This is a genomic window from Kitasatospora sp. NPDC029367, assembly GCF_055569135.1.
Genome location: NZ_JBVHYH010000025.1, coordinates 28,379 through 52,587 on the forward strand (window position 1 = coordinate 28,379; position 24,209 = coordinate 52,587).

13 protein-coding genes are annotated in these 24,209 nt (G+C 71.9%); 8 read left to right on the forward strand and 5 right to left on the reverse strand.

Annotation, left to right across the window (positions count from 1 at the left end; translation table 11 throughout):
• Positions 1 to 217: 217 nt before the first annotated feature.
• Both treS and ACZ4W5_RS16340 read right to left on the reverse strand, forming a co-directional pair.
• Positions 218 to 1,942 (reverse strand): maltose alpha-D-glucosyltransferase, encoded by a 1,725-nt coding sequence (treS, locus tag ACZ4W5_RS16335; protein WP_360243698.1) that lies wholly within the window; start codon positions 1,940 to 1,942, stop codon positions 218 to 220.
• Positions 1,939 to 3,894 (reverse strand): alpha-1,4-glucan--maltose-1-phosphate maltosyltransferase, encoded by a 1,956-nt coding sequence (locus ACZ4W5_RS16340; RefSeq protein ID WP_465655133.1) that lies wholly within the window; start codon positions 3,892 to 3,894, stop codon positions 1,939 to 1,941. Before ACZ4W5_RS16340 ends, treS begins: the two co-directional genes overlap by 4 nt.
• A 1,061-nt stretch (positions 3,895 to 4,955) precedes the next feature.
• Between ACZ4W5_RS16340 and glgP the strand changes: the two genes are divergently transcribed.
• Positions 4,956 to 7,619, forward strand: coding sequence for an alpha-glucan family phosphorylase (gene glgP / locus ACZ4W5_RS16345; RefSeq protein ID WP_465655083.1), 2,664 nt, complete (start codon positions 4,956 to 4,958; stop codon positions 7,617 to 7,619).
• 88 nt (positions 7,620 to 7,707) lie between these two features.
• Complete coding sequence (locus tag ACZ4W5_RS16350; protein ID WP_465655085.1) at positions 7,708 to 8,607, forward strand: hypothetical protein; 900 nt, start codon at positions 7,708 to 7,710, stop codon at positions 8,605 to 8,607.
• Between the two features lie 88 nt (positions 8,608 to 8,695).
• Here ACZ4W5_RS16350 and ACZ4W5_RS16355 read toward each other — a convergent pair whose 3' ends face one another.
• Both ACZ4W5_RS16355 and ACZ4W5_RS16360 read right to left on the reverse strand, forming a co-directional pair.
• Positions 8,696 to 10,567 carry an ABC transporter ATP-binding protein gene (locus tag ACZ4W5_RS16355; protein WP_465655086.1) on the reverse strand — a complete coding sequence of 624 codons (1,872 nt, stop codon included), beginning with the start codon at positions 10,565 to 10,567 and terminating at the stop codon, positions 8,696 to 8,698.
• Positions 10,564 to 12,432 (reverse strand): ABC transporter ATP-binding protein, encoded by a 1,869-nt coding sequence (locus ACZ4W5_RS16360; RefSeq protein ID WP_465655088.1) that lies wholly within the window; start codon positions 12,430 to 12,432, stop codon positions 10,564 to 10,566. The genes ACZ4W5_RS16355 and ACZ4W5_RS16360 overlap by 4 nt, the downstream gene beginning before the upstream one ends.
• 236 nt (positions 12,433 to 12,668) lie before the next feature.
• Here ACZ4W5_RS16360 and ACZ4W5_RS16365 point away from each other — a divergent pair, with 236 nt between their 5' ends.
• Positions 12,669 to 14,096: a family 2B encapsulin nanocompartment shell protein gene (locus ACZ4W5_RS16365; RefSeq protein WP_465655089.1), complete on the forward strand. Its 1,428-nt coding sequence runs from the start codon at positions 12,669 to 12,671 to the stop codon at positions 14,094 to 14,096.
• Positions 14,097 to 14,182: 86 nt separating this feature from the next.
• On the opposite strand, the gene glgX is transcribed toward ACZ4W5_RS16365, so the two are convergent.
• Positions 14,183 to 16,381, reverse strand: a complete 2,199-nt coding sequence (gene glgX, locus ACZ4W5_RS16370) for a glycogen debranching protein GlgX (RefSeq protein ID WP_465655090.1) — start codon at positions 16,379 to 16,381, stop codon at positions 14,183 to 14,185.
• A 481-nt stretch (positions 16,382 to 16,862) separates the two neighbouring features.
• Between glgX and ACZ4W5_RS16375 the strand changes: the two genes are divergently transcribed.
• From ACZ4W5_RS16375 to ACZ4W5_RS16395, 5 genes are all read left to right on the forward strand, one after another.
• Positions 16,863 to 18,068 carry a L,D-transpeptidase gene (locus tag ACZ4W5_RS16375; RefSeq protein WP_465655092.1) on the forward strand — a complete coding sequence of 402 codons (1,206 nt, stop codon included), beginning with the start codon at positions 16,863 to 16,865 and terminating at the stop codon, positions 18,066 to 18,068.
• A 205-nt stretch (positions 18,069 to 18,273) separates the two neighbouring features.
• Positions 18,274 to 19,464: a L,D-transpeptidase gene (locus ACZ4W5_RS16380; RefSeq protein WP_465655094.1), complete on the forward strand. Its 1,191-nt coding sequence runs from the start codon at positions 18,274 to 18,276 to the stop codon at positions 19,462 to 19,464.
• Positions 19,465 to 19,628: 164 nt separating this feature from the next.
• Positions 19,629 to 20,855, forward strand: a complete 1,227-nt coding sequence (locus tag ACZ4W5_RS16385; RefSeq protein ID WP_465655096.1) for a L,D-transpeptidase — start codon at positions 19,629 to 19,631, stop codon at positions 20,853 to 20,855.
• 209 nt (positions 20,856 to 21,064) lie between these two features.
• Positions 21,065 to 21,562, forward strand: coding sequence for an ATP-binding protein (locus ACZ4W5_RS16390; protein ID WP_360232907.1), 498 nt, complete (start codon positions 21,065 to 21,067; stop codon positions 21,560 to 21,562).
• A 789-nt stretch (positions 21,563 to 22,351) separates the two neighbouring features.
• On the forward strand, positions 22,352 to 24,124 hold the full coding sequence (locus ACZ4W5_RS16395; protein WP_465655098.1) for an RICIN domain-containing protein: 1,773 nt from the start codon (positions 22,352 to 22,354) through the stop codon (positions 24,122 to 24,124).
• The last annotated feature ends 85 nt before the right edge of the window (positions 24,125 to 24,209 follow it).

The window sequence follows — 24,209 nt, forward strand, 5'->3', positions numbered from 1 at the left end:
GGGTCGTGGCCGGGGTCCGTCAGTCTTCCGGATTTCGGCGGCGCGGCGGTCGCGGCACGCGAGCACGGCTCGGGTGTCACGCCTTCGTGTGGGTGGCCGTTGGGCTGTTCTCCGTACGCGGTGGTGCAGAGAACTCCGGGGGCGCGGGGGTCAACTCGCGCCCCCGGAGGGTCTGGTGGTGCCGTGCGGGCCGCTGGTGGCAGGGCTCGGCGGATCGTTACTTCGACCGCCCGGTTCCGCTCGTGCGCGGGGGCTGCCGGAGTTGGAACCAGTAGAAGCCGTGCCCGGCCAGCGTGAGCAGGTAGGGCCACTCGCCGATCGACGGGAAGCGCACTCCGCCGATCAGCTCGACCGGGTACCGCCCGCCGTACTGCCGAAGGTCCAGCTCGGTCGGTTGCGCGAACCGCGAGAAGTTGTTCACGCACATGACCAGGTCCCCCTCGTACTCGCGCACGAAGGCCAGCACGGCGGGGTTGCTGGACGGCAGTTCGGTGTAGGTGCCCAGGCCGAACGCCGGGTTGAGCTTGCGGATCTCGATCATGCGACGCGTCCAGTGCAGCAGCGAACTCGAACTGCTCTGCTGCGCTTCGACGTTGGTCACCTGGTAGCCGTACACCGGGTCCATGATGGGCGGCAGACTGAGCCTGCCCGGGTCGGCGGAGGAGAAACCCGCGTTGCGGTCCGGGGTCCACTGCATCGGCGTGCGCACGCCGTCCCGGTCGCCCAGCCAGATGTTGTCGCCCATGCCGATCTCGTCCCCGTAGTAGAGCACCGGCGAGCCGGGCAGGGAGAGCAGCAGGGCGGTGAACAGCTCGATCTGGTTGCGGTCGTTCTCCAGCAGCGGGGCGAGCCGGCGCCGGATGCCCACGTTGGCGCGCATCCGCGGGTCCTTGGCGTACTCCGCGTACATGTAGTCGCGCTCCTCGTCGGTGACCATCTCCAGGGTCAGCTCGTCGTGGTTGCGCAGGAAGATGCCCCACTGGCAGCCGCCCGGGATCGCCGGGGTCTTGGCCAGGATCTCCGACACCGGGTACCGGGACTCCCGGCGCACGGCCATGAAGATCCGCGGCATCACCGGGAAGTGGAACGCCATGTGGCACTCGTCGCCGCCGGCCGTGAAGTCGCCGAAGTAGTCGACCACGTCCTCCGGCCACTGGTTGGCCTCGGCGAGCAGCACGGTGTCCGGGTAGTCGGCGTCGATCTCCTTGCGGACCCGCCGGAGGAACTCGTGGGTCTCCGGCAGGTTCTCGCAGTTGGTGCCCTCGCGGGCGAACAGGTACGGCACCGCGTCCAGCCGGAAGCCGTCGATGCCGAGGTCGAGCCAGAACCGCAGCCCGGCGATCATCTCGTCCTGGACGCGGGGGTTGTCGTAGTTGAGGTCCGGCTGGTGGGAGAAGAACCGGTGCCAGTAGTACTGCTTGCGCACCGGGTCGTAGGTCCAGTTGGAGGTCTCGGTGTCGACGAAGATGATCCGGGCGTCCGGGTACTGCTTGTCGTCGTCGGCCCACATGTAGAAGTCGCCGTACGGCCCGTCGGGGTCCGCCCGGGAGGCCTGGAACCACGGGTGCTGGTCGCTGGTGTGGTTCATCACGAAGTCGATGATCACGCGCATGCCGCGGGCGTGCGCGGCGTCGGTGAACTCCATGAAGTCGGCGAGGTCGCCGAACTCCGGCAGCACCGACTTGTAGTCGGCGACGTCGTACCCGCCGTCGCGCAGCGGCGAGGCGAAGAACGGCGGGAGCCAGAGGCAGTCGACGCCGAGCCACTGCAGGTAGTCGAGCTTGGCCGTGAGCCCCTTGAGGTCCCCGACCCCGTCGCCGTTGCTGTCCTGGAAGGACCGCACCAGCACCTCGTAGAAGACCGCACGTTTGAACCATTCCGGGTCCAGGTTCTTCTTCGAGGTCTCCGGGAAGGTGTCGGGGACGGGCTCGTTCACTGTCACGCTGGGTTCCTCCGAACCGTGAGGAGGTGAGCCGGCTCGGCTGAGGGATCGAGCCGGACGTAGTTGTGCCGGCCCCAGGTGTAGGCGGCGCCGGTGAGCTCGTCGTGCACCGCGTGGGGCCCGTCGCCGTCGAGCGTGACGGTGGCCTCCTGGACGTGGTGCGGGTCGAGGTTGACCACCGTGATGACCCGGTCGGTCAGGCCGTCGGGGGTGGTCGCGGTCTTGGAGTAGGCGAGCACCTGCTCGTTGTCGGTCGGGTGGAAGCGCAGGTCGCGCAGCTGCTGCAGGGCGGGGTGGCGCCGGCGCAGCCGGTTCAGCACGGTGAGCAGCGGGGCGAGGGTGTCGGTGCGGTTCCAGTCGCGGGGGCGCAGCTCGTACTTCTCCGAGTGCAGGTACTCCTCGGAGCCGGGGTGGGCCGGCTCGTTCTCGAACAGCTCGTAGCCGGCGTAGACGCCGTAGCTGGGGGAGAGGGTGGCGGCGAGCACGGCGCGGATCGCGAAGGCGGCGCGGCCGCCGTGCTGGAGGTAGGCGTGCAGGATGTCCGGGGTGTTGGCGAAGAAGTTGGGGCGCATGTAGGCGGCCGCGTCGCCGGTGAGTTCGGTGAGGTACTCGGTGAGTTCGCGCTTGGTGTTGCGCCAGGTGAAGTACGTGTACGACTGGTGGAAACCGATCTTCGCCAGGGTGTGCATCATCGCGGGGCGGGTGAACGCCTCCGCCAGGAACACCACGTCCGGGTCGGTGCGGGCGATGTCGCCGAGCACCTTGTCCCAGAACATCACCGGTTTGGTGTGGGGGTTGTCGACCCGGAAGATCCGGACGCCGTGCGACATCCAGAACCGGAGGATCCGGACGGTTTCCTTGACGATTCCGTCCATGTCCTGATCGAAGTTGACCGGGTAGATGTCCTGGTACTTCTTCGGCGGGTTCTCGGCGTACGCGATGGTGCCGTCGGCGCGATGGCTGAACCATTCCGGATGCTTGTTCACCCACGGGTGGTCCGGGGAGCACTGGAGGGCGAAGTCCAGCGCCACCTCCAGGTGCAGCGCCCTGGCCTCGGCGACGAAGTGGTCGAAGTCCTCGATGGTGCCGAGGTCCGGGTGGACGGCGTCGTGGCCGCCCTCCGGCGAGCCGATCGCCCACGGCGAGCCGACGTCGTGCGGACCGGCCGTCAGGGTGTTGTCCGGGCCCTTGCGGAAGGCTCGTCCGATCGGGTGGACGGGCGGCAGGTAGACCACGTCGAAGTCCATCGCGGCGATCGCCGGCAGCCGCTCGGCCGCGGTGCGCAGGGTGCCCGACCGCGGCGGCTCCACCCCGTTCGGGTCCACCACCGCGCCCTCCGAGCGCGGGAAGAACTCGTACCAGGAGCCGAACAGCGCGCGCTCGCGGTCCACCTGGAGTGGCAGCGGACGGGAGGCGCTGAGCAGCTCCCGCAGCGGGTAGCGGGCCAGCAGCTCCAGCACCTCGGGGGCGAGCGCGGCGGCCAGCCGGGACAGCGGCGGCAGCCCCGGGTCGCGCAGCGCGTCCACGGCGGCCAGCACGTGCGCCCGGCCCTCCTTCTTCGGCACCCCGGCGGCGGCCTGCTCCAGCAGCCGGGCGCCCTCCTCCAGGACCAGCGCGGTGTCGATCCCGGCCGGCAGCTTCACGGCGGCGGTCCTGCGCCAGGTGGCGACCGGGTCGCTCCACGCCTCCACCAGGTACGACCAGCGGCCGGGCGCGGTCGGGGTGACGTGCGCCCCCCAGCGGTCGGTGCCCTCGGCGAGCTCGCGCATCGGCGTCCACGGGCCGCTGCGGCCGCGCGGGTCGCGCAGCACCACGTTGGCGTTGACGGCGTCGTGGCCCTCGCGGAAGACGGTCGCGGTGACCAGGAAGGTCTCGCCGACGACGGCCTTGGCCGGGCGGCGACCGGCGTCGATCTGGGGGCTGACGTCCAGGACGGGGATGCGGCCGATCACGGTGTCGCTCTCTGTCGTCTTGCGGGCGGAGGGCTTGGTGGCGGTCTTGCGGGCGGCGGTCTTGCGGGCGGGGGCCGTGCGCGCGGGCGTCTTCGCGGCGGCTCCCGAGGGCTCCGGCGAGGCGGCCGCGGAGTCGGCCCCCGCGGCGGCGGTGCTGCGGCGCGTGGTGGTGGCGCGCCTGCGCGGTGCCGCCGCCGGGCCCTCCTCGGCCCCGGGGTGTGGGGCCGGTGCGGAGGGCTTTGCCGCGGGAGCCTGTGCTGCGGAGGATTCGGTACGGACCGCCCCGGACACCCGGGGCGACGGCATCGCCGGGTCTGTCCGAGTGTCAGAATCCATCCGCCCGGCGGATTCCGCGACCGCTGCGTCGACGCTGTCGGCCACCGGTGTGGACTGGTCCCGCGTGTCACCGTGCATGCCAAACTCCTGCCCGAGATCAGCGGCAGCTCCCGCGGGCCGGGGGTGGGCCGGGGGGAGTACCGGGAGGACTGCTGGGTGGGGTGGACGTGCGACCGGAGCCTGCCCGCGCCGCTGTCCCCGGCAACCTGCCCGGCGCCCGCCGAACCGGTGGCGGGGCGCCCCGGAACCGGTGCGCGTTCCGGCGCACGCCTCCGCGGGCACGCCCCCGGGCGGGCCGGTCGACCCGTGAACGAGCCGACCGTGCGCGAGGACACGCGCCGGTGCGCGGTGAGCGCCGAACGGGCTAAGGGAGAAGGGGAACGATCAACGCGAAAAGGATTCGGACGTGCTGTTCCACGGGGGACGCCACCCGTCGTCGTTGTCCCCGAGGCATCAACGACCTTCGGCCATCCTCGCATCGGCGACGCGGTTTTCGCAGCGGTACGACAGTAGTTTCGGGTTTTGTCCGGGGCCGGGGAGCGGCCGGAAATGGATCTGTTCCGCAGAGTTCACGCATTGGTAGCGCGACGCCCGGAAATGTGCGCCTCGCGCGCCCCCCGTGCAGACCAGTGCGCCGAATGCGATCTCATCAATAGGCCGAACGGATGCCCAATAGTCCACTTGACCCGTAGTCGGACCGAGCGTCGCGGCTACGCTTCACCGCTGTGAAGGCAATCCGCAGATTCACCGTCCGCACCGTCCTGCCCGAACAACTCCAGCCGCTGCACGAGCTGGCCCTCAACCTGCGCTGGTCCTGGCACCCCGAGACCAGGGACCTCTTCCGGTCCGTGGACCCGGAGGTCTGGGCCGCGACCGGCGAGGACCCGGTGCGGCTGCTCGGGGAGGTCCCGGCCGCCCGGCTGGCCGCGCTCGCCGCCGACCGGCGCTTCCTGCGCAGACTCGGCGACCTCGCCGACGACCTGCGCGAGTACCTCACCGGCCCGCGCTGGTACCAGGCCCAACAGGACGGCGCAGCCACCCCGCCGCCCACCGCCATCGCCTACTTCTCACCCGAGTACGGCATCGCCGCCGCGCTGCCCCAGTACTCCGGCGGTCTCGGCATCCTGGCCGGCGACCACCTCAAGGCCGCCAGCGACCTCGGCGTCCCGATCATCGGCGTCGGGCTGTTCTACCGGCACGGCTACTTCCGGCAGTCCCTCGACCGGAGCGGCTGGCAGCAGGAGCGCTACCCCCTGCTGGACCCGGACGAACTGGCCGTCAGCCTGTTCCGGGAGGCCGACGGCACCCCCTGCCGGGTCGACCTCGCCCTGCCCGGCGGCCGCACCCTGGCCGCGCACATCTGGAAGGCCCAGGTCGGGCGGGTCCCGCTGCTGCTGCTCGACTCCGACATCGAGGCCAACTCGCCCGCCGAGCGGGACGTCACCGACCGGCTCTACGGCGGCGGCAGCGAACACCGGCTGCTCCAGGAGATGCTGCTCGGCATCGGCGGGGTCCGGGCCGTGCGCGCCTACTGCCGGCTCACCGGGCACCCCGCCCCCGAGGTCTTCCACACCAACGAGGGCCACGCCGGCTTCCTCGGCGTCGAGCGGATCCGCGAACTGGTCGCCACCGGGGCCGGACTGGACTTCGCCGCCGCCCTGGAGTCCGTCCGGGCCGGCACCCTGTTCACCACCCACACGCCCGTTCCGGCCGGCATCGACCGCTTCGACCGCGAGCTGGTCGCCCGTCACTTCGACGGCGACGCCGCGCTGCCCGGCGTCCCGGTCGAGCCGGTGCTCGCCCTCGGCGCCGAGACCTGGGCCGGCGGGGACCCGAAGCTCTTCAACATGGCCGCCATGGGCCTGCGGCTCGCCCAGCGCGCCAACGGGGTCTCCACCCTGCACGGCGAGGTCAGCCGCTCGATGTTCAACGGCCTCTGGCCCGGCTTCGACTCCGCCGAGGTACCGATCACCTCGGTCACCAACGGGGTGCACGCCGCCACCTGGATCGACCCGGCCGTGGTCCGCCTGGGCGCCGCCGAGATCGGCGCCGAACGCGCCGAGGAGGCGATGACCACCGGCGACACCCAGCGCTGGACCGGCCTGGAGCGGATCGGCAACACCGAGATCTGGGACCTGCGCCGCAGCCTGCGCGCCCAGCTGGTGGAGGAGGCCCGCCGTCGGCTGCGCGCCTCCTGGCGCCAGCGCGGGGCCGGCGAGGCCGAACTCGGCTGGGTCTCCTCGGTGCTCGACCCCGACGTGCTCACCATCGGCTTCGCCCGCCGGGTGCCCTCGTACAAGCGGCTCACCCTGATGCTGCGCGACCCGGCCCGGCTGCGCGCCCTGCTGCTGCACCCCACCCGGCCGGTGCAGATCGTGGTCGCCGGCAAGGCCCACCCGGCCGACGACGGGGGCAAGCGGCTGATCCAGCAGATGGTCGCCTTCGCCGACGACCCGACGGTGCGCCACCGGATCGTCTTCCTGCCGGACTACGACATGGCGATGGCCCAGCACCTCTACCCGGGCTGCGACGTCTGGCTGAACAACCCGCTGCGCCCGCTGGAGGCCTGCGGCACCTCCGGGATGAAGGCCGCCCTCAACGGCTGCCTCAACCTGTCCGTCCTGGACGGCTGGTGGGACGAGTGGTACGACGGCCAGAACGGCTGGGCGATCCCCACCGCCGACGAGGACGCCGGGGTGCTCGACCCGGAGAGCAGCGAGGCCGAGCGGCGGGACGACATCGAGGCCGCCGCGCTGTACGACCTGATCGAGGAGCAGGTCGCCGGCCGGTTCTACGACCGGGGCTCGGACGGGCTGCCGCACCGCTGGATCGCCATGGTCCGGCACACCCTGGTCACCCTCGGCCCCAAGGTGCTGGCCGGGCGGATGGTCCGCGAGTACGTCGAGCGGCTGTACACCCCGGCGGCGCTGGCCCAGCGCGAGCTGGCGGTCCGGGACCACGCCTGCGCGAGGGAACTGGCCGGCTGGAAGGCCAAGGTCCGGGAGGGCTGGCCGGGCGTGCGGGTCGAGCACGTCGAGGCGGACTGCCCGGCCGAGGCCCAGGAGCTGGGCAGCTCGCTGGCGCTGCGGGTGCAGGTCGCGCTCGGCGCGCTGGAGCCGGGCGACGTCGAGGTGCAGGTGGTCTCCGGCCGGGTCGACGAGACGGACGGCATCTCGGACGCCGAGGTGCTCGCCCTCAAGCCGGTCGGCGGGCCCGACCTGGACGGCCGCACCCGCTACGAGGGCTCACTGGAGCTCGGCCGCACCGGCCCGTTCGGCTACACCGTGCGGGTGCTGCCCGCGCACCCCCGGCTGGCCTCGCCGGCCGAACTGGGGCTGGTCGCCCTCCCGGCCGAGTCGACCGGGATGGACGCCGGGCTGCTGCGCTGAGGCCCCCGGCGGGTGGCTGCCGTCCCCGTTGCTACGGACGGCAGCCGCCCGCTTGCCCTGCGTGGCGGGCGGGGGGAGCGTGATGGTCATGATGCGAACCTTGCGCGCGACCGCCCTGGCCGCGCTCTCCGTGCTCCTCGTGGCGGGGCCGGCCCAGGCCGCCACCGCCCCCCTCGCGGCGCCACCGGCGACCGCGCAGCTGTCCCTGGAGGTCTGCCCGCCGCAGCACCCGGTGGTCCCGGGCGAGACCGGGACCCTGGAGGTGAAGGTCACCAACCGGGGCCCGGCCGCCACCACCGACGACACCCTGGTGGTGGTGCACTTCCCCGCGCCGGGCGTGGTGCAGTCGGCCGACCCGGCCGTCACCCTGACCTACTTCGGCACCGGCAGCTCCTACAAGGTCCCGGCCGGGCTGGCGCCGGGGGCGGCCTCGGTCGAGCGGCTGGCGCTGTACGTCGCGCCGGTCACCGACCCGTTCATCACCATCAGCGGCGACGTCCAGGCCTACTACCCGGGTGACCCGGACCAGTCCGGCCACACCACCGCGTACAGCCTCACCACCGCCGACACCAAGGCCCACTTCATGGTCGGCGCCTCCTCCGCCTGGCAGGCCGGGCACCCCGTCCCGCAGCCGGGCGACCTCACCGGCGCGCCCGGGGCGACCATCAACCTGCCGCTGTGGGTGTACAACGCGGGCCCCTCGTACTCGCGGCACCCGATCGACCTGGCGATCACCGTGCCCGAGCACACCACGCTGACCGGCACGCCCCCGTACGGCTGCACCGCCACCGGGCCGCGCACGCTGAGCTGCCACTACCCGACCGGGCCGCGCTACCACGACGCGGTCTACATCGACCCGGCCGTGGTGATCGACCCCTCGACCGTCGCCGGGCAGGTGCTGCCGGGCGGCACGCTGGACGTGGTGGCCGCGGTGGAGGACTGCCCGTCGCCCGACTGGCACACCGACTACGTGGTGACCGTGAACTGACGCCGGCCCGGACACGGAGCGGCCCGCCCGGGTGCGTGACGGCGCACCCGGACGGGCACAACTGTGGGCCCTGCGGCCAGGGCCTTTCTTACACCAGGCTGTCCCGCCAGGCACGATGCAGGGTGGCGAAACGGCCCGCCCCCTCGATCAGCTGCCGCGGTGTGCCGTCCTCGACGATCCGCCCCTGGTCCATCACCAGCACCCGGTCGGCGATCTCCACCGTGGAGAGCCGGTGCGCGATGATCACCGCCGTGCGGCCGGCCAGCACCGTGCGCATCGCCCGCTGCACCGCCTGCTCGCCCGGTACGTCCAGGGAACTGGTCGCCTCGTCCAGGATCAGTACGGCCGGGTCGGCCAGCAGGGCGCGGGCGAAGGCGACCAACTGGCGCTGCCCGGCGGAGATCCGGCCGCCGCGCTTGCGCACGTCGGTGTCGAAGCCGTCCGGGAGCGAGGCGATGAACCCGTACGCGCCGATCTCCCGGGCGGCCTGCTCGACCTCGGCGCGGGTGGCGTCGGGGCGGCCGATCGCGATGTTCTCGGCGACGGTGCCGGAGAACAGGAAGGACTCCTGGGTCACCATCACCACCCCGCGCCGCAGCTCCGGGGTGGCGAGGTCGCGCAGGTCCACGCCGTCCAGCCGGATCCGGCCGTCCGTCGGGTCGTAGAAGCGGGCCAGCAGCTTGGCGACCGTCGACTTGCCGGCGCCGGTCGCACCGACCACCGCGACCGTCTGCCCGGCCGGGATCAGCAGGTCGAAGGGCGGCAGCACCTCCTTGCCGGTGCGGTACGCGAAGCGCGTCCGCTCGAAGGAGACCTCGCGGCCCTTGACTGTGACTCGCCCGCTCGGCAGTTTCCTCGGCTCGGCCGGCTCGACGACGGTCGGCTCGTGGGCGAGCAGGCCGGCGATCTTCTCCAGCGCCGCGGCGGCGGACTGGTAGCTGTTCAGGAACATCGCCAGCTGGTCGAGCGGGTCGAACAGGCGGCGGAGGTAGAGCGCGAAGGCGGTCAGCACGCCCAGTTCCAGGGCGTCGTCGGCGACCAGGTAGGCGCCCATCAGCACGCTGCCGGTGAACCAGACGTTGGCGGTGGCGCGGGAGAGGCCGACGTACCGGGCGAGCTCCAGGAAGCCCTCCGCGTTGGCCGCCGAGGCCTGCCGGTTGACCACCCCGAAGGCGGCGTCGTTGGCCTTCTCGCGGCGGAAGGCCTGCACCGGGCGGATGCCGTTCATGGTCTCGGTGAAGCGCACGATCATCGAGGCGGCGGCCGTCCGCGAGCGGCGGTAGACCCGGCGCGAGCGGGTGCGGAAGGAGTGGGCGATCAGGGCCAGCGGCAGGAAGGCCGTCAGCGAGGCCAGGCCCAGCCGCCAGTCCAGCACCACCAGCAGCACCGAGATGTAGCAGACCGACAGGAAGACCGTCAGCAGCTCCTGGAGGCCCTCGGAGAGCAGTTCGCGCAGCGCGTCGATGTCGCTGGTGGCCCGGGAGATGATCCGGCCCGAGGTGTAGCGCTCGTGGAAGTCCAGGCTGAGCCGCTGGGCGTGCCGGAAGATCCGGCCGCGCAGGTCCAGCAGGACGTCCTGGTTCACCCGGGCGCTGATCTTGATGAACACCCACTGCAGCAGCGGGCTGAGCAGGGCGCAGCAGAGGTAGCCGGCCACCACCGCGACCAGCGGGCCGGAGTCGTGCTCGCGCAGCGCCGGGATGCCGCGGTCCATCGCCACCGCGACCAGCAGCGGGCCGGACTGCAGGGCGGCCTGCTGGACCAGGATCACCACCATGGCAACGGCGATCCGGGCCCGGTGCGGGCCGAGCAGCGAGCGCAGCAGCGCCCGGGGCGCGCCGGGCGGGACGGGGATGTCCTCCTCGTCCGCCGGGGGCGCGGGCAGCTCCTCCTCGGCCGGGTCGGCCTGGTCGGCCGGCTCGGCCGCGGCGGGCCCGCTGGGGTCGACGGTGGTGGTCATCGGGCGGAGCCCTCCTCGAGGACGAAGGGGCGCTCGGGTGCCGGGGCGGCCTCGCCCGACATCAGTTCGCGGTAGTGGGGGCAGTCCCGGAGCAGCTCCTGGTGGGTGCCGACGGCCTCGATCCGGCCGTCCGCGAGCACCGCGACCCGGTCGGCGAGCAGCACCGTGCTGGGGCGGTGGGCGACCACCAGGGCGGTGGTGGAGCCGAGCACCTCGCGCAGCGCCCGTTCGACCAGGGCCTCGGTGTGCACGTCGAGCGCGGAGAGCGGGTCGTCCAGCACCAGGAAGGGCGGGTCGCCGACCACGGCGCGGGCCAGCGCGAGGCGCTGGCGCTGGCCGCCGGACAGGCTCAGGCCCTGCTCGCCGACCTCGGTCTCCACGCCGTCCGGGAGCCTCTCGACGAAGCCGGCCTGGGCGGTGGCCAGGGCGGCGGCCAGCTGTCGGTCGTCCGCGCCGGGGGCGCCCATCAGGACGTTCTCCCGGACGGTGGCGGAGAACAGGGTGGGCTCCTCGAAGGCGACCGCGACGAGTTCGCGCAGCTCCTGCCGGGGCAGCTCGGCGATGTCCCGGCCGTCCAGGGTGATCCGGCCGCCGGTGGCCTCGTACAACCGGGGGAGCAGGGCGGTGAGCGTGGTCTTGCCGCTGCCGGTGGCGCCGACCAGGGCCATCGTCTCGCCGCTGCGGACGTGCAGGTCGATGCCGGCCAGCAGGTCGGGGGTGTCGTCGGGGGCGTCGGGGTAGCGGAAGCGGACGCCGGTGAAGCGGATGCCGTCCGGGGTGCCCGGGGCCCCGGAGGCGGCGGTCGCGGCGGTCGTGGCGGCTGCGGTGGTCGTGGTGGTCGTGGCGGCCGGGTCGGCGGGCTCGGGCTCGTCGATGACCTCGAAGAACCGGTCGGTGGCGGTGGCGGCCTCGTTGGCGTAGGCGAGCAGCCAGCCGATCGACTCGACCGGCCAGCGCAGCGCGAGCGCGGTGGAGAGGAAGGCGACCAGGGTGCCGGCGCTCAGCTCGTCGTGGGCGACCAGGTAGGCGCCGACGGCCAGGGCGCAGCCCAGGGCGATCTCCGGCAGGCCGACGATGACCGCCCACAGCTTGGCGAGCTGGTGCGCCTTGCTCAGTTCGGTGCGGCGCAACCGGTGGGACTGGGCGCGGAAGTGCTCGGCCATCGAGCGGTGCCGGCCGAAGGACTTGAGGACGCGGATGCCGAGCACCGACTCCTCGACCACGGTGGCGAGGTCGCCGTTCTGGTCCTGGGCGAGCCGGGCGGTGACCGAGAACTCGGACACGAAGCGCCGGGTGAGCACCAGCAGCGGCGCGGCGGGCAGCAGGAGGATCAGGGCGAGCCGCCAGTCCTGGGCGAACATCAGCACCGCGCCGGCCAGGAGGGTCACCGAGTTGACGACCAGGAACACCAGCGGGAAGGCCAGGAAGATCCGCATGGCGTTCATGTCGGTGGTGGCCCGGGAGAGCATCTGGCCGGAGCCCCAGCGGTCGTGGAAGGAGACCGGCAGCCGCTGGAGCCGGGCGTAGAGGTCGGCGCGCATGGCCGCCTCCAGCCGGCCCAGCGGGCGGGACAGCACCACCCGGCGGGTGTAGAACAGGGCGGCCTCGACCAAGCCGAGGAGCAGCAGCAGGCCGACCGGCGGCCACAGGGCGTCGAGGTCGTGCGCGGCGAGCGGGCCGTCGACGATCCGGCCGAGTACCACCGGGACGGCCAGGGTGCTCAGCATGGCGAGGGTGGCGGCCGACACCGAGACCAGGAGCCGGCCGCGGACGGCCCGGGCGTAGGGCCACAGGCGCAGCAGTGAGCGGACCGTGGAGCGGCGTCGCGCGGTCGTGAGCTCGGAGTCCTGTCGGTTCTCGGCCATCGCGGTGAGGGTAGGCGGATTGCCCGTCATTTCTCATCCGGTTTTTCGCCCCTGTCGACGGCGGCCGCCGAGAACCCGGCCACCCGAACGGGTGAGGCGAGGGCGCGGGGCGGGGCGTGCAGAGCCGTTCGTGCAGGGAGGAGTGCGCCGTGCGCCTCTTGCGAGCGCCTGCCGAACGGCCGATTACATCTCCTGACGGATGCTCATTGGTAAGCGAGTGACAGGAGTGTGTGGACATGACGGTCGACACCGAGCCCACCCCCGGCCCCGGAACGACAACTGTGCAGGTCAGGGCCCAGCTCAGTCTCAGCACCACTGCCGCCCGCAACCTGGCGACGACCACCAAGTCGAAGCCGCAGATGCAGGAGATCACCTCCCGGCTGCTGCTCAAGGTACTGCCGTGGGTGCAGGTCAGCGCGGGTACGTACCGGGTCAACCGTCGCCTCAGCTACGCCTCCGGGCGCGGCCGGGTGGGCTTCGCCAAGGCCGGTTCCACGGTGACGGTGATCGCGCCCTCGCTGGCCGAGGTGCCGGCGCTGCGCGGGTTCGAGGACCAGGAGGTGCTGGCCGAGCTGGCCCGCCGCTTCGTGCAGCGGGACTTCGCACCGGGCGACGTCCTGGTGCGGGAGGGGACGCCGATCGAGGAGGTGTTCCTGATCGCCCACGGCAAGGTCGACCGGATCGGCACCGGCAAGTACGGCGAGGAGACCGTGCTCGGCACCCTCGCGGACGGCGACCACGTCGGCGACGAGGTGATCACCGAGCCCGGCGGCAGCTGGCCGTACACCGTGCGGGCCGCCACCGCCGGTGTCGCCATGGCGCTGAACGCGGCCGGGCTGCAGGAGCTGGTCGACCGCTCCGCGCCGCTGCGCGAGCAGCTGCTGGGATTCGCCGCCGACGCCGCCCAGGCGCAGAACAAGCACGGCGAGGCGGCGATCGACCTCTCGGCCGGCCACCAGGGCGAGTACGAGCTGCCCGGCGCCTTCGTGGACTACGAGCTGGAGCCGCGCGAGTACGAGCTGAGCGTCGCGCAGACCGTGCTCAAGGTGCACACCCGTGTCGCCGACCTCTACAGCAAGCCGATGAACCAGACCGAGGAACAGCTGCGGCTGACCATCGAGGCGCTGCGCGAGCGGCAGGAACACGAGATGATCAACAACCCGGAGTTCGGCCTGCTCCACAACGCCGACTTCGACCAGCGGATCCAGACTCACTCGGGCGCGCCCACCCCGGACGACCTGGACGAGCTGCTCGCCATGCGCCGCGACACCGACTACCTGTTCGCCCACCGGAGGGCGATCGCCGCCTTCGAGCGGGAGTGCAACAAGCGCGGCATCAACCCCGGCACCGTCGACGTCCTCGGCAAGCAGCGGCCGGTCTGGCGCGGGGTGCCGATCCTCACCTGCGACAAGATCCCGGTGCTGGGCGGCCAGACCACCTCCTTCATCGCGCTGCGCGTCGGCGAGGACAACCAGGGCGTGGTCGGCCTCACCCAGGTCGGCATCCCGGACGAGGTCGAACCGGGCCTGAACGTCCGCTTCATGGGCATCGACGAGAAGGCGATCGCCTCCTACCTGGTCAGCACCTACTACTCGGCGGCGGTGCTGGTGCCGGACGCGATCGGCGTCCTGGAGAACGTCGAGATCGGGCACGCCCGGAGCTGAGTCCGGGGCTGAGTCCGGGGCTGAGGCCGGGCGCGGGGTCCGGGCGCGGGGCCGGGTTGGGCCGGGGTCGGGGTCGGGCGTGGGACCTAGGCGTCGCGGGCGGGTGCGCGCAGCAGTTGCAGCGAGCGCCCGCCCAATACCGTCGCGCCCCGCGGCCGGGCCTCGCCGGTGCCTGCGGCGGCCGTGTCCAGCACCGTCTCGTAGGCGGCCTCCGGCTCCGCCCAGGGCTCGCCGGGCAGCGTGAACACCACCGGTTCGGGGCCGGCGTTGAGCAGCAGCAGGAAGCTGTCGTCGGCCAACGGGAGCCCGGTGTCGTCCTGTTCGGGCAGCGCGGCGCCGGACAGCAGCATGCCGAGGCAGGCCGTGGGGCCGAACCAGTCCGCCTCGGTCATCTCCTTGCCCAGCGGGGTGAACCAGGCGAGGTCCGGCTGCCCGCCGGGGGTGGCGGCCCGGCCGGAGAAGAACGCCCTTCGGCGCAGCACCGGATGGGCCCGGCGCAGCCGGACCAGCCGGGCGGTCAGTTCGCACAGCCCCCGCCAGCCGGGCTGTTCCAGCAGCGACCAGTCCAGCCAACTGACCTCGCCGTCCTGGCAGTAGGCGTTGTTGTTGCCGCCCTGGGTGCGGCCCAGCTCGTCCCCGGCGGTGATCATCGGGACGCCCGTGGAGAGCAGCAACGTGGCCATCAGGTTGCGCAGTTGGCGCAGTCGTAGGGCGTTCACCTCCGGGTCGGTGGTCTCGCCCTCGGTGCCGTGGTTCCAGGAGCGGTTGTCGTCCGTGCCGTCCCGGTTGGCCTCGCCGTTGGCCTCGTTGTGCTTGCGGTCGTAGGAGACCAGGTCGCGCAGGGTGAAACCGTCGTGCGCCGTCACGTAGTTGACGGAGGCGTACGGGCGGCGGCCGCCGCGCTGGTAGAGGTCCGAGGAGCCGGCCAGCCGGTAGCCGAGCTCGCGCACGTCCGGGCGGGCGCCGCGCCAGAAGTCCCGTACGGTGTCGCGGTAGCGGTCGTTCCACTCGGCCCACAGCGGGGGGAAGCCGCCGACCTGGTAGCCGCCCGGGCCGACGTCCCACGGCTCGGCGATCAGCTTCACCCGGCTCAGCAGGGGGTCCTGGGCGATCGCGGCGAGGAAGGGGTGCTCCATGTCGACGCCGTCGCTCGTCCGGGCCAGGGCGGCCGCGAGGTCGAAGCGGAAGCCGTCCACGCCCATCTCGGAGACCCAGTAGCGCAAGGAGTCGGTGATCAGCCGGATCACCTGCGGGCGGCGGGTGTCCAGGGTGTTGCCGCAGCCGGTGTAGTCGGCGTAGCCGCGCGGGCGGTGCGGGGCCAGCCGGTAGTACGCGGCGTTGTCGATGCCGCGCAGGGAGAGTGCGGGGCCCAGCTCGGCGCCCTCGGCGGTGTGGTTGAACACCACGTCCAGGATCACCTCGATCCCGGCGGCGTGCAGGGCGCGGACCATCCGCTTGAACTCGCCGACCTGGCCGCCGCGGGAGCCCGAGGCGGAGTAGCCGGCGTGCGGGGCGAAGTAGCCGACCGTGTTGTAGCCCCAGTAGTTGACCAGGCCGCGGGCCTGGAGGTGGTCCTCGCTGACGTACTGGTGCACCGGCAGCAGCTCGACGGCCGTCACTCCGAGGCGGGTGAGGTGGGCGAGGGCGGCCGGGTGGGCCAGGCCGGCGTAGGTGCCGCGCAGGTGCGGGGGGACGTCGGGGTGGCGCATGGTGAAGCCACGGACGTGGAGCTCGTAGAGGACCGTCTCGGCCCAGGGGGTCTTCGGGCGGTGGTCGTCGTACCAGTCGTCGTCGTCGTGGACGACCACGGATCTGGGCACGTACGGGGCGGAGTCGCGGTTGTCCCGGACGGTGTCGGCGACGTCGGCCTCCGGCCAGTTGCGGACGGCGGAGCACGCGGCGTCGTGGGAGGTGTAGCAGCCGTCGACGGCGCGGGCGTACGGGTCGAGCAGCAGCTTCGCGGGGTTCCAGCGGGCGCCCGTCCACGGGTCCCAGCGGCCGTGTACCCGGAAGCCGTAGCGGGTGCCGGGGCGGACGCCGGGGACGAAGGCGTGCCAGACCTGGAGGTCCTGCTCGGTGAGGCGGTGGCGGTGCTCCCGGCCGTCCTCGTCGAACAGGCACAGGTCGACGGCCTCGGCGCCGGCCGCCCAGAGGGCGAAGTTGGTGCCGGGGCCGCCCCGGTCCGGCCGGAAGCGGGCGCCCAGGGGCTGCCAGCTGCCGGGCCGTACTGCGGCCTGCTCGGTCTCCTCGGTTTCCTCGGTTTCCAGATCCTGACCTGAGGTCATGGTCGTGCCCTCCCTGAACGGGGGGTCCCGGGCCCCGTTCACCTTCTCTTTCCCGGAATGTGGGACTGGAAAGCAGGCCGCTGCGCGGGGCTGGGGGGTTTGGGGGGCTTTCGGGAGGGTGGGTGGGTCCGGGGGCGGTTCCGGGGGTGGGCGCTCCGGGGGCTGGGTGATTTTCGGACCGCCGACTCTGTGGGTGGGGTGCTGGGCGCCGTTGGCGGTCTGAAAATCACCCGTCACGCCCCCTTCCGCACCCACCCCCTCCACCGCCCCCTCCCGCAGCGCGTCCCTCTCGCCTGGGGTGGGTGGGGAGGTGGGTGGGGGGTTGGGGTGGGTGGGTGAGTGCGGGTTGGTGGGGGTGGGTGGGTTCGGGTGGGGGTGGGTGCTGCGGGTTGGGGGGGCGCGTGTCCTGGGGTGGTTGGGGGTCGTTGTTCCCGGAGTCCGGTGTTCCAGGTGTCGGATCCGAGTAGTGGGAGGCCCCGGGATGCGGCGCTGGGTGGCGGCGGTGGTGTGCTGTCTGGCTGTGGTCAGTGGGTGTGGTGGGTCGGGTGGGGGGTCGGCGGGGGACGCGGTGGGGGGTGGGGCGCGTACGCCGCCTCCGGCGGTGTCGCGGGCGGTGTTGGCGGTGGTGCCGGCGGACGGGGCGCAGGATGTGCCGTCGGAGGGGCCGGTGCGGGTGAGTGTGACGCAGGGGCGGCTGGTGTCGGTGCGGCTGGCCGATGCGAAGGGGGTCGAGCTGCCGGGGGTGATCGGTGCGGACGGTGCCGGTTGGGCGCCGGAGGGGGCGTTGCCGCTGGGGACGGCGTTCACCCTGGACTCGGTCGCGGAGGACGACCAGGGGCAGCGGGCGGCCCTGCACTCGGAGTTCTCCACGGCGGCCCGGGCGCACACCTTCGTGGCGTTCTTCACGCCGGAGGACGGGTCCACGGTCGGGGTGGGGATGCCGGTCTCGCTGCGGTTCAGCCGGCCGATCGCCGACCGGGCGGCGGTGGAGCGGGCCGTACAGGTCACCGCGGACCCGCCGGTGCCGGTGGCGGCGCACTGGTTCGGCAACCAGCGCCTGGACGTCCGTCCGCGGCAGTACTGGGCGGCCGGCACCAGGGTGACGGTGGCGCTGCGGCTCAAGGACGTACAGGGGGCGCCGGGGGAGCTCGGGAGCCAGAACCGGGACCTGCACTTCACGGTGGGCCGGGCGCAGGTGTCCACGGTGGACCTGGACGCGCACACCCTGACGGTCCGGTCCGGGCCGGGCGGCAAGGTGGTGCGGGTGCTCAAGGTCTCCGGGGGCAGCCCCGAGCACTCCACCTACCGGGGGGTGATGGTGGTGTCGGAGAAGTACAAGCTGACCCGGATGAACTCGCAGACCGTCGGAATGGGCGACGAGTACGACATCAAGGACGTCCCGCACGCGATGCGGCTGACCGCCTCCGGCACCTTCCTGCACGGCAACTACTGGACGGACCCCGGGGTGTTCGGCACCGCGAACACCAGCCACGGCTGCATCGGGCTGGCGGACGCCAAGGGGGGCGCCGGCAAGGACACTCCGGCGGGGTGGCTGTTCGAGCACACCCTCCCCGGGGACGTGGTCGAGGTGCGGGCCTCGGCGGGGGACGTCGTGCCGCCGTCGAACGGGCTGAACGGCTGGAACCTGCCGTGGGACCAGTGGGTGGCGGGCAGCGCGCTGCGGTAGGCCACCTCCCCGGGATCCCCTCAGACCCCCCGGTTATCCTGCTCCGGCGCGTCGGCCCCGACGCGAAAGATCGGGACCCGGTGCAACTCTTCCGGTCGCCCGTCGCGTCAAGTGAGTGAGTACCTGGAGGGGAGATTCCGTGAAGACGGGGAACACGGCCGGCGCTGCGATACGCACCGGTGGGCGATACCGGCGCAGGGGCGCGATGGCACTGGTCATGGGCAGTGTGCTGCTGCTCACCGCGGCGTGCAACGACGACAAGGGCGGCACCTCGGCGGACGCGGCGGCGACCGCCCCGGCGGACGCCGGCGGGACGACCGCCCCCGGCGGCGGCAACGCGGCCACGCCGAAGACCTCGGCGGCCGTGCTCTCGGTGTCGGCGAAGGACGGTGCCCAGGACGTCGCGCCGAACGGGCTCCAGGTCTCCGTCGCCAGCGGCAAGTTGACCGCGGTCGAGGTGACCGACAAGAACGGCAAGCCGGTCGAGGGCGCGATCACCCCGGACGGCGCCGGCTGGAAGCCCGCGGCGGCGCTCGCCGTCGGCATGACGTACAAGGTGAACGCGCAGGCGAAGGACGACGCCGGACTGGTGGCCGCGTCGACCACCTCGTTCACCACGCTGACGCCGGAGAAGAAGGCCTCGGCCAACGACAACATCGCCGACGGCGGCACCTACGGCGTCGGCATGATCGTCTCGGTGAACTTCACCAAGGACGTCAAGAACAAGGACGCCGTTCTCAAGGGCATCTCCTTCGAGACCGACAACGGCACCGTGGTCAAGGGTCACTGGTTCGACAGCCGCCGGGTGGACTTCCGCCCGGAGGAGTACTGGAAGCCGGGCACCAAGGTGACCATCAAGTACCGGTTGAAGAGCGTCGAGATCGCGCCGGGCGTCTACGGCGACGTGGACAAGGACGAGCCGTTCACCATCGGCCGGTCGATGGTCTCCACCGCGGACGCCAAGACCCACAAGATGACCGTCGAGCGGGACGGCAAGAGCACCGTCCTGCCGGTCACCCTGGGCGCGGACGCGACGCCGTCCTGGGGCGGGACCATGGTGATCATGGACAAGGAGCCGGTCACCCGGATGAACTCGCAGACCGTCGGTCTGGGCGGCGAGTACGACATCCAGGACGTGCCGCACGCGATGAGGCTGACCACCTCCGGCACCTTCCTGCACGGCAACTACTGGTCCAACCCGTTCGGCAAGTCCAACGGCAGCCACGGCTGCATCTCGATGCAGGACGTGAAGGGCGGCAGCGACTCCTCGGTCGCGGGCAAGTTCTACAACGACTCGATGGTCGGCGACGTGGTGAAGATCGTGAACACCAAGGAGAAGACCGTCTCGCCCTCCAACGGGCTGGGCGGCTGGAACGTGTCCTGGGCCAACTGGTAGGCCCGCAGGTTTTGTCGTCGAGCGGCCCGGACCTCACCCGTTGGGGTCGGGCCGCTCGGTTTTCGGGGCGGAAAGACCCTCGAATGGCGCAACCTTTCCGGTGGCTCGACACATCTATGGGGCGGGTCCGTCGTGACCGCGGGGAGCAAGGGAGGGAATCGGCGATGAGGTCGATACGCAGAGTGGTGGCCGTCGGACTGGTCGGCGGGGCGATGGCGTTGACCGCGGCCTGTGGCGGCGGCAACGGGGGCGGCAGCGGGAGCGGCGCCGCCAAGGCCGACCTGGGGGCCGGTGCCGGGGCCTCGGCGTCCGCCGCGGCGCCCAGCAGCTCGGTGCCGAAGGTGTCCACGGCCGCGGTGAGCATAGAGCCGAAGAACGGCGCGGTGGACGTGGCGCCGGGCGCGCTCAAGATCGGCGCGACGGGCGGCAAGCTGACCACCGTCAAGGTGAGCGACAAGGCGGGCAAGGAGGTCCCCGGCACGATCGCCGCCGACGGCGCCAGCTGGACCCCGTCCACCGGCCTCGCGGTGGGCACCGCCTACCAGGTCAGCGCGATGGCGGCGGACGCCAACGGCGCGGTCGCCGAGGCGGACAGCAGCTTCACCACGCTGACCCCGGCGGCGCTCGCCAAGGCCGTGGACAACGTGGACGACAACGCGACGTACGGCGTCGGCATGATCGTCTCGGTGGACTTCAGCAAGGACGTCACCAACAAGGACGCCGTGCTGAAGGGCATCTCCTTCGAGACCGACAACGGCACCGTGGTCAAGGGCCACTGGTTCGACGACCGCCGGCTGGACTTCCGCCCGGAGGAGTACTGGAAGCCGGGCACCAAGGTGACGGTGCACTACCGCCTCAAGAGCGTGGAGATCGCCCCCGGGGTGTACGGCGCGGACCGGGACGAGCCCTTCACGATCGGGCGATCCCAGATCTCGACGGTTGACGCCGCCGCGCACCGGATGACGGTGGTCCGGGACGGGCAGTCCAGCGACATCGACATCACCTCCGGTTCGGACCAACACCCCACCTGGAACGGCACGATGGTGGTCATGGCCAAGGAGGACACGGTGCGGATGCAGTCCAGCACCCTGCCCGGCATGACCGGCGCCCCGTACGACCTCCAGGTGCCGCACTCGATCCGGCTGACCACCAGCGGGACGTACGTGCACGGCAACTACTGGAGCGGCTCCGCCTTCGGCGAGGACAACGTCAGCCACGGCTGCGTGGGCCTGCGCGACGTCAAGGGCGGCGGGGAGGGCACCTCGATGGGCAAGTTCTACGCGGGCACGCTGGTCGGGGACGTCGTCACCGTGAAGAACTCCATCAAGAAGGAGCCGCTCGACCCGGCGAACGGGCTGAGCGGCTGGAACCTGCCGTGGAGCAAGTGGTAACCGCCTGGTAGGCGGGGTTCGTCGTCAACCCGGGCTTGACTTCGGTCGGCCCGGGTCGACGCTTTTCCGGGGTCGGGTTGCTGGAGGCATATGCCGACTCGGGGGAGATCGTTTGCTCATTGTCCGTACGCGGCCGCTTGCGTTCCGCAATGATGGACCGCATGGCGGGTTGGGGCGAAACAGATCAGTCATCGGTTCCCGCGGCCGGCGTGGTCGCACAGGCGTCGTGGATCGACGTCCAGGGTGCGCTCTCGGCGCTGGAGCGGCTCAGCTCCGAGGAGCTGCAGGAGATGTACACCGGCAGACTGTGCGACCAGTCCGCGCCCAACGAGGCGCGGCTGCCGTCCCGGCCGGAGTCGGGCCCGGTGGCCCGTCGGCTGGTCCTGAACGTCCTGGAGTCCTGGGAGCTCCACCAGCACCTGGAGGCGGGCGAACTGCTGACCAGCGAGCTGGTCTCCAACGCCGTCCGGCACGCCGCCGGGCGCACCATCGGACTGTACGTCAGCCGCAAGCCCGGGTGGCTGCGGATCGAGGTCCGGGACTCCTCCCGCGCGCTGCCCTGCATGATCCTCGCCGAGCCCCGGCCGGTGAACGAGCGCGGCCGCGGGTTGAAGATCGTCGACGACCTCGCCGACCGCTGGGGGGCCGACCTGCTGCCGCGGGGCAAGGGCGTGTGGTTCGAGCTGAGGGTCCGCGAGCGGGGCTGAGGCCGCCGGTCCGTTCCGGCCGCGGATACGCGCAGGGCCCCCAGGTTCGCCGTGGTCGGCGGTGGGGGCCCCTGCAAGTCATCGCGCGGCCAAGGGGGTGCGTGTCGCGCGATGGGCGTCGGCAGTGCCAGGTCGGGCCCGCCGAAGTTCTCGATGTCTCGACTATCGCACGAGTCTCAGCATGTGGGCAAACCGGGCGTCTTGGATTGCAAGGTTTGTAACCTACTTCACCTTTGGATTTTGCATAGGTTCACGCTTCGGCCTGTGAATATTCACGATCCTGTCGGTGGTCGCCGCTCCTGATCACTGCTCGGTGGACGCGTGCGGGTGCGTGGCGCGGGGCTGTGACGGCCAGGGCGGCCGGGGGTGCGGGTCGCGGGCGGGACGGCCGCGAGGGGGCGGCCGCGAGGGGGGACGGCGGGCCCGGCTCGGAAGATATCGATTCGTGATAACCGTCCGGCATTTCCGGGCGGCGCGTAAAAATGTGCCGGTCCTTTTCGCCCGGGACGTATGGATGTCGTCAACGGCCGCACTGCGGCGGGATTTCCGGCCCTACCATCCAGCTTTACCGAGAAGAAGGATGGATTTGACGTGGAATCCCTGTCCCGCCTGAAACGCGCCCTGGCTTGCGGGCTCGCCGCGGTCGCCGTTTTCGGGGGCCTGTCCGTACAGGCCCCGACGGCGTCGGCGGCGCCCCCCGTGGACACCACCTGCGGAACCCCGGCCGCCGTGGGCGGCGGCAACTGCATGACTGCGCTGATCAATTCGGCCTTCGACATGATCAGGGGCATGCGTGCCGCGGCCAACAACAACAAGCTGGACAACGCGGAGTTCACCCAGAGCACCGCGAGCAAGTTGAGCCAGAAGTTCCCGGGGTTCAACGTCCTGGTGTACAAGACGGTGGGCACCGACCTGTACGACACCGAATGGTTCAAGGGCGAGTACAAGGCCGACATGCGCGGGGTGCTGCTCGACACCACGTACAAGCTCAATCATTTCCTGGACAAGGACAAGAAGGATCCCTCCGGCTACGATGTGTTCCGCATCTGGGTCTTCCAGGGGGACTCGACGTTCCGGAACCGGACCGACGGCGGCTTCATGAACTGGGCGTTCGTCGGCAACGACGGCGACAGCGTCAAGAAGGAGTCGTGGACCTGCCGGTCGGGCACCGCGCGGCCCTACAAGTGCGACGGCGACGTGCGCAGCATCCACTTCCCCGGGCGGTCCGGCTACGGCACCAGGACCGGCAGCCTGACCCCCGACTCCAGTCGCCCCGGCTACCACGCCTGCCTGGACGTCAGCGGCAACGGCACCGCGAACGGCACCCCCGTGCAGCTGTGGGAGTGCAACGGCGGCGACGCGCAGAAGTGGACCTACAACGGCTACCGGCTCCAGGCGGCCAACGGCAAGTGCCTCGACCTGCCGGGCAAGAACACCGCGAACGGCAACAAGCTCCAGGTCTGGGACTGCCTGGACAACCCCGGGCAGCGCTGGAACATGTCGGCCAGCGGCGGGTTCCGGCACCTGGTGGACCAGGAGGACCGCTCCAAGGACGTCTGCATCGACGACTACAGCGGCCGGACCGGCAACGGCAGCCCGGTGGTGGCCTGGGGCTGCGGCGCCGAGGACAAGCGGGACGCGCCCAACCAGAACTGGGCCTGGGGCGGCACCCCGCCGACCACCACCCCGACCACACCCGCGAACGGCGCCGACGTGACCCTCAAGCTCGACAACGGGCTGGGCGCCGTGCCGGTCAGCGGTTCCGCCGGCGCGTCGGTCGTCGCCGGGATCCGGGGTGGCAGCGAATCCAAGTGGAAGCTCACCCCGGTGGGTGGCGGCCGCTACCGGATCACCAGCTCCTACGGGCTGGAACTCACCGAGAGCGGCGGCTACCTGGCCGAGCTCCAGCCGTGGAGCGACTCCTCCCAGCAGAAGTGGCAGCTCGTCCCGGTCGGCAACGGCAAGTACCGGATCCGGATCTCCGGGGACGACTGCCTCGCCCACGACGCCGACTTCAAGCAGCTCGGGGTGTGGACGTGCAAGTCGGGCTGGCAGCAGGAGTGGGTGCTGGAGGGCTACTCCGGCGGCGTGATCACGCCGACCGACCCGACCACGCCGACCAAGCCCCCGACGACCGGCGGCGGTGGTGGCGGGGGCGGTGCCGGCGTCCCGACCGAGCGGCCGCTGTTCCTCAAGCTCGCCAACGGGCTGGGCGCGACCGCGCCCAACGAGACCGCGAGCTGGGGTTCGCCGATCGTCGGCGGGATCCTGGGGGCCAAGGGGTCCCGCTGGACGATCAAGCCGCTGGGCGGGGACCGCTACCGGATCGTCAACGACCTCGGGTTCAACCTCACCGAGAACCCGGCGACCTACGTCGCCGAGCAGCAGGCCTGGGGCGACACCTCAAACCAGAAGTGGCAGTTCAAGAGCCTCGGCGACGGCAAGTACCGGATCCAGATCGGCGACGACGACTGCCTCACCCACGACTCCGACTTCAAGCAGCTCGGGGTGTGGACCTGTGAGGGCGGCTGGAAGCAGGAGTGGACCTTCCAGCTCCTCTGACCGCTCCTCCGCAGCGCGGGGGGGGGGGGGCCGGCCGGCCTCCCCCCCGGGGCCCCATTCCTCCCCCGCCCCCCCGCGGGGGTTG